The following is a 12,938-nucleotide window of genomic DNA, read 5'->3' on the forward strand; positions in this document are numbered from 1 at the left end:
CCCCTAGCCGAGTTCTTTGTCCAGAAGCGCGAGAAGGTCTCCCGCGGAGGCCGAGCTGATCTGGTCGGCGATGCCGGCCGGTGCTCCGGCGCCCGCCAGCGAGCGGACGCGGCCCTGCAGCTCGCCGAGCAGTGTGGAAATGGTGTTCTGGTCCTGTTCCGCGAGCGCGAGGAAGGCGTCCTCGAGCCGGGCGCCCAGTCCTTCGATCTCCTTGGCCAGGTGGTCGACCGCGGACTGTGCGGCGGGAGCGGCGTCGCGCGGGATCGCCGCGTTCAGGAACTGTGCGAGGGCGCTCGGGTTCGGGTGGTCGAAGACGAGCGTGGCGGGCAGCTTCAGGCCGGTCACCGCGGACAGCTTGTTGCGCAGCTCCAGCGCCGTGAGCGAGTCGATCCCCAGCTTCTTGAACGTCGCGCCGGGGCCGACCTTCGAGGTGTCCGGGTGGCCGAGGACGAGCGCGGTCTGCGCCCGGACGGCATCGAGCAGCGCCGCCTCCGCCTCGGCCTCGGGCAGCGAGGCCAGCTGCTCCGCCAGTGCGGTCTCGGCGGCCTCCCGGGCCGGTCCGCCGGATCCGGCGGACGCCCCGGTCAGGGCGCGCAGGAGCGGCGAGCCCAGCTGTCCGGCGCCGGGCGCGCCCAGGGCCGAGAGGTTCAGCCGGGTGGGCACCAGGACCGGTCCGGCCTCCGCGAGGGAGGCGTCGAAGAGCGCGAGGCCCTCCTGCGAGGCCATCGGCAGCACGCCCTGGCGCTGGAGGCGCACGAGGTCCGTGTCGACGAGGTCGGCGCTCATCTCGCTGCGCTCGGCCCAGAAGCCCCAGCACAGTGCGGTGGCGGCCAGGCCCTCGGCCCGGCGGGCCTGCGCCAGACCGTTGAGGAAGGCGTTGGCGGCCGCGTAGTTGGCCTGTCCCGCCGTGCCGAGGACACTCGCGATCGAGGAGAACATCACGAACGCGGACAGGTCCAGGTCGCGGGTCAGCTCGTGCAGGTGCCAGGCGCCGTGCACCTTCGGCGCGAGGACGGCGTCCACGCGCTCCACCGTCAGCGCCTCCAGGACGCCGTCGTCCAGGACGCCGGCGCAGTGGATCACCGAGGTCAGCGGGTGCTCGGACGGCACCGCGGCGAGCAGCGCGGCGACGGAGTCGCGGCTGGTGACGTCGCAGGCGACGATCTCGACGTGCGCTCCCGCCGCGGTCAGCTCGTCCCGCAGGACGGCCGAGGCCGGAGCCGCCGGGCCCCGCCGGCTGGACAGCACCAGCCGGCGTACGCCGTGGTTCTCGACGAGGTGCCGGGCGAGCATGGCGCCCAGGCCGCTCGTACCGCCGGTGATCAGCACGCTCCCGTCGCCGAGGGCGGGCAGGTCCCGCGCTCCGGCCGGGGATCCGGCGGTGGCGGGCGCGTCGTCGACGCGGGCCAGCTGCGGGACGGTCACGTTGCCGGAGCGGATCTTGAGCTGGGCCTCTCCGGTGGCGGCCGCCGCCGGCAGGCACGCCCACGAGGCGGGCAGCCCGTCGGTGTCGACGACCGTGAACCGGTCCGGGTTCTCGGTCTGGGCGCTGCGTACGAAGCCCCAGACCGCGGCCGCGGCCGGGTCGACGGGCGCTGCCTGCTCGTCGTGGAAGGCGTCGCGCGTGACGATGACCAGGCGCGACGCGGAGAACCGGTCGTCGGCGAGCCAGTCCTGCGTCCAGCGCAACACCTGGCGGACGTTGCGTCCGGTGGCGGCGGGGATGCCGTCGCCGGCCACGGCGGCGGGGTCGACGGGATCGACGGCGGCGAAGACGAACGGGGGGACCGGGGCGCCGGAGGCGGCGAGTTCGGCGAGGCCCGCGAAGACCTCGTCGGCGCCGCCCAGGGAGGCGGCGAGCGCGTCGGGGGCGCCCAGGACCGCGTACCGGCCGGCGGCCGCCCCGGAGGTGAGCGCGAGGGGCGCCCAGTCCACCTGGAACAGCGAGTCCCGGTGGTCGAAGCCCAGTGCGGTCAGCTGCTCGACGTCCGCGGGGCGCAGGGTCAGCGACTCGATGCCGCCGACGGGTGCGCCGCTGCGGTCCGCGAGGGTCACGGACAGCGTGTTCTCGCCGGCGGGCGTCAGCCGCACGCGCAGCGCGGCCGGCCGGGCGGAGTTGACGCGCAGGCCCGTCAGCCGGGACGGCAGCCAGCCCTCGGGCCGGGAGGCGTCGACGACCGTGCCCAGGGCGACCGGGAGCAGCGCGGTCTGCAGCAGGGCCGGGTGGATCCGGAACCGGCTGCGGTCCGCGCCGTCGGCGGCGGGCAGTTCCACCTCGGCGAACAGGACGTCGTCGCGGCGCCACACCTGCCCGAGGCCCCGGAAGAGGGGTCCGTGGGCGAAGCCGGTGGCGGCCAGGCGGGCGTACGCGTCCTCGGCGGGCACGGCGACCGCGCCGGCCGGCGGCCAGACGGCGAGGCCGGTGTCCGCGGGGGCCCCGGCGGTGTCGGTGCCGACGACGCCGACGGCGTTGCGGGTCCACCGGTCTTCGCCTTCGGCGCGCGAGTGGACGCTGACGACGCGCTTGGCGTCGACGACGACGCGGATCTCGCGGTCGGCGGTGCGGGACAGCACCAGCGGTGCTTCCAGGGTGAGTTCGTGGACGATGTCGCAGCCCGCCTTGTCGGCGGCCCACAGCGCGAGTTCCGCCAGCGCGGTGGCCGGCACCAGGGCGGCGCCGTGGACCACGTGCTCGGCGAGCCACGGCCGACGCTCCGCCGACAGGCGCCCGCCGCCCGCCACGCCGCCGGTCTGCGCGTCGGCGCTCTCCGCGTCGGCGGGCAGATCGATGACGGCGTCGAGCAGCGGGTGGTCGGAAGTGCTCTCGGTGGTGGTCTCGTTGGGCGTGTTCAGCCAGTAGCGCTGCCCCTGGAAGGCGTACGTGGGCAGCTCGACCCACGGGCCGTCGGCGGGCGGGAACACCTTCTCCCACGACACGGCGACGCCCGCGACGAACGCCTCGGCCAGCGACTGGTGGACGCGCGCGACGCTGTCGTCGCCGCGGCGCAGCGTGCCCACGACGACGGCCTCGGTGCCCGCGCTGTCCACGGTCTGTTCCACGGCGAGCGTCAGCACCGGGTGCGGGGACGCCTCGGCGAAGAAGGTGAAGCCCTCGGCGGCCAGCGCCCGGACCGCCTCTTCAAAGCGGACCGCCTCGCGCAGGTTGGTGTACCAGTACTCGCCGTCCATCACGGTCGTGTCCAGCCAGTCGGCCGTCACGGTGGAGAAGAACGGGATGTCGGACGTGCGCGGCTTCAGTCCGACGAGCACGCGGCCCAGTTCGCCGCGGATCGACTCCACGTACGCGCAGTGCGAGGCGTAGTCCACCGGGATGCGGCGGGTGCGCACCTCGTCCGCCTCGCAGGCGGCCGTGAAGGCGTCCAGCTCGGCCGGGTCGCCCGACACCACGACGGACTTGGGACCGTTGACCACCGCGATCGACAGCCCGTCCGTCAGGCGCGCCTGCACGTCCTGCGCCGGGAGCGCGACCGACGCCATGGCGCCCAGCCCGGACAGGGCCAGGATGGCCTTCGCCCGGAGCGCCACGACCTTCGCGGCGTCCTCGATGGACAGGGCGCCCGCGAAGCACGCGGCGGCGATCTCGCCCTGCGAGTGGCCCACCACGGCCTCGGGCTGCACCCCGTACGAGCGCCAGACCTCGGCGAGCGAGACCATCACGGCCCACAGCGCGGGCTGTACGACGTCGACCCGCTCCAGCGCGTCGGCGTCGGCGAGGACCTCGTAGAGGGACCAGTCCACGTGCGGGGCGAGGGCGTCGGCGCACTCCTGCATGCGGCGGGCGAACACCGGGGAGGTGTCCCACAGTTCGCGGCCCATGCCGACCCACTGGGAGGCCTGGCCGGGGAAGACGAACACCGTCTTGCCGACCGGCTTGGAGACTCCGGACACGACGCGGGCGGGGGCGTTCTCGTCGCCTTCGGCGGCGGCGGTCAGGGCGGCGAGGAGTTCGTCGCGGCCGGCGCCGATGACCACCTGGCGGTGGTCGAAGAGGGAGCGCGTCGTGACGAGCGCGCGGCCCGCGCCGGCGAGCGGCAGGGCCGCGTCGACGGCCAGGGCGTCGCGCAGGCGCAGTGCCTGGGCGCGCAGCGCCTCCGCCGACTTCGCCGACAGCACCCACGGCACGGCGCCGTGGCCGGTGGCGGAGTCCGCGGCCGGCCGGGCCGGGGCGTCCTCCGCGGGGGCCGGCTCGGGGGCCTGTTCGAGGATCAGGTGCGCATTGGTGCCGCTGATGCCGAAGCTGGAGATGCCGGCGCGCCGGGGGCGGCCCGGTGCGGTGGCCCACTCGCGGGCCTCGGTGAGCAGCTCGACGCCGCCGACCGACCAGTCGACGTGCGTCGACGGCTCGTCCACGTGCAGGGTCTTGGGCAGCACGCCGTGGCGCATCGCCATCATCATCTTGATGATGCCGCCGACGCCCGCGGCCGCCTGGGTGTGGCCGATGTTCGACTTCAGCGAGCCCAGCCACAGCGGCTGGTCGGCGTCGCGGTCCTGGCCGTAGGTGGCCAGCAGCGCTTCGGCCTCCATGGGGTCGCCGAGCTTGGTGCCGGTGCCGTGCGCCTCCACCGCGTCCACGTCGCCGGTCTGCAGTCCGGCGTCGGCCAGGGCCGCCCGGATGACGCGCCGCTGCGCGAGTTCGTTCGGCGCGCTCAAGCCGTTGGAGGCGCCGTCCTGGTTGACCGCCGAGCCGCGGATGACCGCGAGGATGCGGCGGCCGTTGCGCTGCGCGTCGGAGAGCTTCTCCAGGACCAGTACGCCCGCGCCCTCGGCGAAGCCGGTGCCGTCCGCGGCCTCCGCGAACGCCTTGCAGCGGCCGTCGGCGGACAGGCCGCGCTGGCGGGCCATCTCCACGAACATGCCGGGGGTGGGCATGGTCGTCACGCCGCCGGCCAGGGCGAGGGTGGTCTCCCCGGCACGCAGGGACCGCACCGCCTGGTGGATGGCGACGAGCGACGACGAGCAGGCGGTGTCGGTGGACACCGCCGGGCCCTCCAGGCCCAGCGCGTACGCCACGCGGCCGGAGGCCACGCTGTTGTACAGGCCCGTCATGGCGTAGCCCTCGACCTCGCCGCCCGCTCCGCCGCCCATCCGCGGGCCGTAGTCGGTGGCGTAGATCCCGGTGAACACGCCGGTCGACGAACCGCGCAGGGTCGACGCGTCGATGCCGGCCCGCTCCAGGGCCTCCCAGGACGTCTCCAGCATCAGCCGCTGCTGCGGGTCCATGGCGAGGGCCTCGCGCGGGCTGATGCCGAAGAACGGCGCGTCGAACTCCGCGAGGTCGTGCAGGAACCCGCCCGAGCGCGTGTACGTCTTGCCGTGCGCCTCGGGGTCGGCGTCGTACAGCGCCTCCACGTCCCAGCCGCGGTCGAGCGGGAACTCGCTCATCGCGTCCACACCGTCGGACACGACTCCCCAGAGCCCCTCGGGGGACGTCACCCCGCCCGGGAAGCGGCACCCCACTCCCACGACCGCGATGGGCTCGCGAGCGGACTCCTCCAGCTCGCGCACCCGCTCGCGCAGGTCCTGCGCGTCGCCGACGGCGCGACGCAAGTAGGACCGGAGCTTGTCGACATCCTCCACCAGGGCCTCCCCCAACAGTTGCTTACACGAACGGTGTTGCTACATGTATCCGCGGTCGATCAATGCGTACAAATCATCATCACTGCGACTTTCCACGACCGCTTCCTCCACCGGCTCCGGGGCGTCGGGCGCCTGCGGTGCGAGGAGGGAGAAGATCTGGCGGGCGAGCGCCTGCGGGGTGGGATAGGTGAACGCGACCGTGGCCGGGAGCCGTACGCCGGCCGCCGCGGCGAGCCGGTTGCGCAGTCCCACGGCCATCGACGAGTCGAAGCCCAGCACCTTGAAGGTCTCCGTCGCCCTCGCCGCGATGTCGGCGCCGGTCAGGCCCGCGCCGTTCGCGCTCATCAGTGCCGCCGTCTCGGCGCACACCAGTGCGAGGACCTCGGACTCCGAGCCGAACGCGGCCGCCCCGGCGCCCGGCCCGTCCGCCTGCGCGTCGGCGCCGGCCGCGGTCGCGGCCGCGGCGCCGTCGGGCGCCGTCAGCCAGTACCGCTGCCGCTGGAACGCGTAGGTCGGCAGGGCGGTGCGGCGCGGCCGGTCCGCAGCGAAGACCGCGTTCCAGTTCACCGGAACGCCCTGGACGTGCAGGCCGGCGAGCGAGGCCAGGACCTGGCCGGTGCTGCCGTCACGCTTGTGCAGGGTGCTCGCGAGCACCGGCGGGACCGCCAGCGCCTCAGCGGCCTCCTCCATCGCCACCTGGAGCACGGGGTGCGGGCTGACCTCGACGAACACCCCGCCCTGCGCGCGCATCAGGTCGTCGACGACCTCGCCGAAACGCACCATCGAGCGCAGGTTGTCGTACCAGTACGTGCCGTCGAGCGCGCGGGTGTCGAGCAGGCCGCCGGTGACCGTGGAGTAGAACTTCACGGCCGATTCCCGGGGCGTGATGCCCTCGGTCTCCGCCAGCAGCCGGGCCCTGATGCGTTCGACGTGGTGGGAGTGCGAGGCGTAGTCCACCTTGACCCGGCGCACCCGGACGTCCTCGGCGGCCGCCTTCTCGGCGAACGCGTCGAGCGCCTCGTTGTCGCCGGCGATCACCGACGACGCCGGGCCGTTGACGGCGGCCAGGGCGATCCGCCCGGACCACTGCTCCAGCCGCTCCTCGACCCATGCGGCGGGCGCGGCGACCGCGCTCATCCCGCCCGGGCCGGCCAGTTCGATCAGGGCCTTGCTGCGCAGGGCGCTGATCCGGGCCGCGTCCTCGAGGGAGAGGGCGCCCGACACGCAGGCCGCCGCGATCTCGCCCTGCGAGTGCCCGATCACCGCCTCGGGGACCACGCCCAGCGAACGCCACACCTGCGCCAGCGACACCATCATCGAGAACAGCGCCGGCTGGACCACGTCCACCCGGTCCATCGACGCGGCCGACTCGGCACCGGTCACCACGTCCACCAGCGACCAGTCCACGTACGGCGCCAGAGCCCGCTCGCACGCGTCGATCGAACGCGCGAACACCTCCGACTGCGCGTACAGCTCCTTGCCCATGCCCAGCCACTGCGAGCCCTGGCCGGGGAAGACGAAGACGACGGGGCCCTTCGGGTCACCGGCGACGCCGCGCACCGCCTGCGCCGAGTCACCGCCCGCCGCCACCAGGTCCAGACCCGCCAGGGCCTCCTCGCGGCCGGCGCCGAGCACCACCGCACGGTGCTCGAACAGCGACCGGGTCGACACCAGCGAGTGGCCGACGTCGGCGGCCGAGAGGGAGGCGTCCGCGGTCACGAGGTCCCGCAGCCGGGCCGCCTGGTCGCGCAGCGCCTGCGCCGACTTCGCCGACAGCACCCACGGCAGCACCGCGGGGGCGCCCGCGGGGGTCGCGTCCGCGTCCGCGGCGCGGGTGTGCGGCCGCGGCTCGGGCGCCTGCTCCAGGATCACGTGCGCGTAGGTGCCGCCCAGGCCGAACGACGACACTCCCGCCCGCCGCGGCCGGCCGGGCGCACCCGGCCAGGGCCGCGCGGCCCGCAGGACCTCGAAGTCCTCCTCGAAGTCCGGGACGGCGGGGTTCGGGGAGCGGAAGTCGGGCTGCGGGACCAGGTGGGCGCGGTCCACGCAGAGGGCCGCCTTCACGAAGCCGACGATCCCCGCGCCCGGCTCCAGGTGCCCGACGTTCGCCTTCGCCGAGCCGATCGCCAGGCGGCGGCTCCGGCCGGTGTGCCGGAACACCTCGCGCAGACCGGATATCTCGGCCGGGTCGCCCATGCGGGTGCCGGTGCCGTGCGCCTCGACGTAGTCGATGCTGTCGAACGGCACGTCCGCGCAGGCGAGGGCGGCCCGCACGGCCGCCGCCTGCCCGGCGGGGCTGGGATCCGGTATCCGGGAGGTCGCGCCGCCGCTGCCGACGCCCCAGCCGCGCACCACCGCGTAGATGTGGTCGCCGTCGGCGACGGCGAGGTCGAGCCGCTTCAGCAGGACGAACGCCCCGCCCTCGCCCCGGACGAAGCCGTTGGCCCGTTCGTCGAAGGGGAAGCAGCGGCCGTCGGGCGACAGGGCGCCCAGGTTCGCGAGGCCCGCTCCCGCTTCCGGGTCGACGATCAGTTCCACGCCGCCCGCGAGCGCCATGTCGACCGCGCCGCTGCGGATCCGGTCGCACGTCAGCGCCAGCGAGACAAGGGAGGAGGACTGGCCCGAGTCCGCGCAGAAGCTCATGCCGCGGACGTCGAACAGGCTGGAGATCCGGTTCGCGATCAGCGCACCGCCGGAGCCGAGCGCGGCGAAGGGGTCGTCCCGGTCGCTGCCGGACAGCGTGCGCAGCAGCTCGTACCCGGAGGGCCCGGCGCCGACCACGACGTCGACCGCGCGGCCCGCGAGCGCGGTCGCCGGGATGCGGGCGTCTTCGACGGCTTCCCAGGCGAGCTCCAGCCCGAGCCGCTGCACGGGGTCCATGGCGGCCGCCTCGGCCGGACCCGTTCCGAAGAACTCCGCGTCGAACGTGTCGATGGAGCCGAGGAACGAGCCCGAGCCCAGGGTGGCGGCGTCCGGGTGGGACGTGTACTTCGAGTCGCGGGCGCGGTCCTCGGGGAACGTCCCGAAGGTCGACTCCCCGTCGACCAGCACGCGCCAGAACTCACCCGGGTCGTTCACGCCGGGAAAGCGGCACGACATCCCGATGACGGCGATGTCGGCGGATGCGCCACTCATACGAATTCCTTCCGGGTCCCTCGGCAAATGGCTCTTACGGGCGGCACCGCTGTCAGCGCCAAGAGGTCAGCAGCTTCAGCAGCTCGTCCGGCGCGTCCATGAAGTCGTAGTGGCCGCCCTCGACCACCCGGATCTCGACGGAGTCCGAGTACCGGCGCCAGCCCTCCAGCTCTTCGAGGCTCACGTCGGTGTCCTCCCGCCAGTGCAGGACGACGATGGGGCAGTCCACCTTGACCGGCTCCGACCGCGCGTAGGCGCCCGCGGCGGCGTGGTCGCGCAGCAGCACGTACATGCCCATGTCGATCATGTCGGGCCGCGGCTCGATGCCCCGGCTGCGGATGAACGACTCCAGCTCGGCGCGCAGCTCGGGCTCGGTCATGGAGAGCATCCGGTCGCGCGAGGCGTCGTGCGGGGCCGGCTGACCCGACACGAAGAGGGCGCCGGGTCCGGGCAGGCCCCGCTCGGCCAGGCGCAGGACCGTCTCGTACGCGGGCATCGCGCCCGCACAGTGCGCGAAGATCGCGTACGGGCGGTCGAGCAGCGGCTCCAGCGGTTCGACCAGGCTGTCGGCCAGGTTCTCGTAGGTGCCGTAGTGGGGGTGGCCCAGCCGGTTCTCGCGGCCGGGGAACTGCACCGGGCAGACCTCGACGTCGTCGAGCGCGGCCGGCCAGGCGCTGAAGGCCGAGGCCCCGGACCCGGAGAAGGGGAGGCAGAACAGCCGGGCGGCGTGCCCCTCGGTCTGCGGCCGGACGAACCACGGCGAGGTGGCGGTGGTGGTGCCGGTTGTCATGGTGTCTGTCGTTTCTGGCCGACGATGGGGAGGTGGGTCATCCCGGCGATGAAGTACGACCGCAGGTGCTGCGGTTCGCCGGCGAGCTCGATCGACTGGAACCGCGTGAGCAGTTCCTCGAAGAAGATGCGCAGCGTCATCCGGGCGAGCGGCGCCCCGATGCAGAAGTGCGTCCCGAACCCGAACGCGGCCTGGCGCTTGGCGCCTTCGCGCGTGATGTCGAAGGTGTGCGGGTCGGGGAAGAGGGTCTCGTCCCGGTTGGCCGAGCCGATCCACGCCACGACCGCGCCGCCGGCCGGGATGGTGCCCCCGCCGATCTCGACGTCGTCCACCGCGTACCGCATGAAGTTGCAGGCCGCCGACGTCCAGCGCAGCCCTTCCTCGACCAGGTTCGGCACCAGCGAGAGGTCGGCCGCCGCCTTGTCGAACTGCACGGGGCGCTCGATGAGCGCCTCGACGGTGCCCGAGACGGTGTGCGGCGTGGTCACGTTGGCGCCCAGCAGGATGCTGTAGCCGTCGAGGGCGATCTCCTCGTCGGACAGGGCCTCGCCGCCGGGGCGGAAGGTCATGAGGTGGTGCAGCAGGCTCTCGTCCTCTTCGCCGGACTTGCGGCGCGTCTTGACCCAGTCCCGGACGTAGGTGAGGAGCTCGTGGTGGGAGATGGCGAGGGTCGCGGCCTCGCTGCCCAGCTGGAAGTGCGGGTCCGAGGGAGCCGTCACCATCGCGGTGAGCTGGACGAGCTCCTGCCAGTCCTTCTCCGGGAGACCCAGGAGGGGGCCGGTGACCATCGCCGGGAGCAGCAGCGCCTTCTCGGCCAGGTCGAAGACCTCGCCGTCGAGCGCCGGTTCGAGGAAGTGCACGATCGTGCGCCGGATCGAGTCCTCCCAGGTCTTCACGGCCCGGGCGGTGAGCTTGGTGCCGAGCGGCCGGCGGACCTCGGTGTGCCGCGGCGGGTCGGTCGACGTCATGAGCACGCCGGCCGCGGGGTCGTCCGTCCCGAGGTGGGTGGGGACCGTGCCGCGCTCGGAGGTGAACTCGCGGTGGTCGCTCAGGACGCGGCGGACGTCCTCGTAGCGGGTCACGGACCAGAACTCGCGGCCGTCCGGCAGGACCTGGTGGTGCAGCGGCGCCTTGGCCCGCATCACGTCCCAGATCGGGTGCGGATCGCCCGAGGTGTAGAGGTCCAGGTCGAACAGGTCGAGGCCGGCGAGGTCGACGTCGCGGGCGGGACCCGGCGTCAGCCTCACGCCGCGGCCCTCCCCTGCTCGATCAGCTCGGCGACCCGGGCCGGGGTCTGGGCCAGGTAGAAGTCGCGCACGGACAGCTGGACGCCGTAGTCCTGCGCCACCCGCTCGATGATCTTGATTCCGGTGAGCGAATTGCCGCCGAGCACGAAGAAGTCGTCCTCGACCCCGACCTTTCCGTCGGCGAGGAATTCCCCCCACAGCTCCGCGATGTCCTGCGCCAGCGACACAGATTCCATTGCCCGTCTTCCCTTTCTCCACCGACCGGGAGTGCCCGCTCGCGTCATTTCGGTCCTGCCTCCGGACCGTCCACCGCCGTTACGGCCACTGGGGGCCATGGGCCGCGCTGTCCCGCCGGCGAGACAAAATCTCTGAATGGCCGGACCGAGTCTCGCGTGAATTCGCGCCCGATCACACCGTGCCGGCGGTGTCCCGGTACTCCCCGGCCCGTGAGGTTGAGAGTGGACCAGGCGGCCGAACCACGACGCTCCCCGAGGACCGTCCCGCCGGCGGGACACGGCAAGTTCGGCAGCGGCTTGCCCCGTCGGGAACCGGCGTTTATTGACCGGCTGATTCCCGTTCAGTGAACGTGAAGGTGATTCAACGACGTTAGAGGCGCAGTGGAATGAGGGGGAACGACGTGGGACACAGCGACATCGATGCAGACGTGGTGATCGCGGGCGCCGGGCCGACAGGCCTGATGCTCGCCTGCGAGCTGCGTCTGGCGGGCGTCGACGTGGTGGTGGCCGAGCGGCTCCCGGAGCCGACGGGCGAATCGCGGGCCGGCGGAATCCACTCCCGCACCCTGGAGGTGCTCGACCAGCGCGGGATCGTGGAGCGATTCCTCGAGATCGGCGAACTCCAGCCGGTCGGCCATTTCTCCGCCCTCTTTCTAGACTTCGACGAGTCGGAATCGAGGCACCCCTTCCCGCTGATGATCCTTCAGTCCGCCATCGAGCGGCTGCTGGAGGAGCGCGCCACCGAGCTCGGCGTACGGATCCGCCGGGCGTCCGAGGTGACGGGCGTCAGCCAGGACGAGACCGGCGTGAGCGTCGAGCTGAACGCGGGCACGCCGGACGCGGCGACGCTGCGCGCCCGCTACCTCGTGGGCTGCGACGGCGGGCGCAGCGCGGTGCGCAAGCTGGCCGGCATCGACTTCCCCGGCACGGCGGCGACGATGACCTCGCTGATCGGCGACGTCGAGCTCCCCGACATGACCGAGGACTACATCTGGGTGCGGCGCGTCGAGGGCGGCGACTACTCGGCGGTCGCCTTCGAGCCGGGCTGGTACCGGGTGATCACCTCCGAGTACGACCTCGTGGACCCCGACGAGGTCACGACGTTCGAGCAGCTCCGGGACGCGCTGATCCGGCTGGCGGGCACGGACTTCGGGATGACCAACCCGCGGTGGATCTCCCGGTTCAACGACACCGCGCGGCAGGCCGCCCAGTACCGGCAGGGCCGGGTGCTGCTCGCGGGCGACGCCGCGCACATCCACTTCCCGGCCGGCGGGCAGGGACTGAACATGGGCGTGCAGGACGCCGTCAACCTCGGCTGGAAGCTCGCCTCGGTGGTGCGCGGCACGGCCCCGGAGAGCCTCCTGGACACCTACCACGCAGAGCGCCACCCCATCGGGGAGCGCGTGCTGCACAACACCCGGGCGCAGGCGGCGCTGGCCCGCCCCGGCGCCCAGACGGACGCGCTGCGCGACGTCTTCAGCGAGCTGATGGTGTTCGACGACGTCAACACGAAGCTGCGGCACATGCTGAACGCCCTGGACATCCGCTACCCGGCCGAGGGCGGCCACGAGCTGGCGGGCCGCCGGGTCTTCGACGCCGACCTCAAGTCGTCCGACGGCGCCGAGTGCGTCTACGAGCTGCTCCACGGCGGCCGCCCCGTCCTGCTCGACCTGGGCGCCGGCGGCGAGCTGGCGGCGCTGGCCCGGGGCTGGGCCGGCCGCGTCGACTTCGTCGAGGCCCGCAGCGAGGACGAGGTCTGGCCCGTCCCGGGCGTCGGCGAGATCCCGGCGCCCGCCGCGGTCCTGATCCGCCCCGACGGCCACGCCGCCTGGGCGGTCTCCCACGGCGACGCGCCCGACACGGCGGCGCTGCGGACCGCGCTCACCACCTGGTTCGGCCCGGCCCTGGAGGGCTGAGGCCCCGTACGACGAA

At 73.5% G+C, this 12,938-nt stretch carries 5 protein-coding genes and 1 pseudogene; 1 reads left to right on the forward strand and 5 read right to left on the reverse strand.

Going from position 1 to position 12,938, the window contains the following annotated elements:
* Positions 1 to 3 precede the first annotated feature (3 nt).
* From OG764_RS39785 to OG764_RS39805, 5 genes and pseudogenes are all read right to left on the reverse strand, one after another.
* Positions 4 to 5,592: pseudogene (locus OG764_RS39785) on the reverse strand (SDR family NAD(P)-dependent oxidoreductase); the annotation flags it as partial.
* A gap of 45 nt (positions 5,593 to 5,637) precedes the next feature.
* Positions 5,638 to 8,733, reverse strand: coding sequence for a type I polyketide synthase (locus OG764_RS39790; RefSeq protein WP_328973713.1), 3,096 nt, complete (start codon positions 8,731 to 8,733; stop codon positions 5,638 to 5,640).
* Positions 8,734 to 8,785: 52 nt separating this feature from the next.
* A complete protein-coding gene (locus OG764_RS39795) occupies positions 8,786 to 9,523 on the reverse strand; it encodes a thioesterase II family protein (protein ID WP_328973714.1) in 738 nt (245 codons plus the stop codon).
* The gene (locus OG764_RS39800) at positions 9,520 to 10,770 is read right to left on the reverse strand and encodes a cytochrome P450 (protein WP_328973715.1); all 1,251 of its coding nucleotides are present in this window, start codon (positions 10,768 to 10,770) and stop codon (positions 9,520 to 9,522) included. The genes OG764_RS39795 and OG764_RS39800 overlap by 4 nt, the downstream gene beginning before the upstream one ends.
* Positions 10,767 to 11,006 carry a phosphopantetheine-binding protein gene (locus OG764_RS39805; RefSeq protein WP_328973716.1) on the reverse strand — a complete coding sequence of 80 codons (240 nt, stop codon included), beginning with the start codon at positions 11,004 to 11,006 and terminating at the stop codon, positions 10,767 to 10,769. The genes OG764_RS39800 and OG764_RS39805 overlap by 4 nt, the downstream gene beginning before the upstream one ends.
* A gap of 461 nt (positions 11,007 to 11,467) precedes the next feature.
* On the opposite strand from OG764_RS39805, the gene OG764_RS39810 reads away from it, so the two are divergent.
* Positions 11,468 to 12,922 carry an FAD-dependent monooxygenase gene (locus OG764_RS39810; RefSeq protein ID WP_443056302.1) on the forward strand — a complete coding sequence of 485 codons (1,455 nt, stop codon included), beginning with the start codon at positions 11,468 to 11,470 and terminating at the stop codon, positions 12,920 to 12,922.
* The last annotated feature ends 16 nt before the right edge of the window (positions 12,923 to 12,938 follow it).

This window comes from Streptomyces sp. NBC_00239, from assembly GCF_036194065.1.
GTDB lineage: Bacteria > Actinomycetota > Actinomycetes > Streptomycetales > Streptomycetaceae > Streptomyces.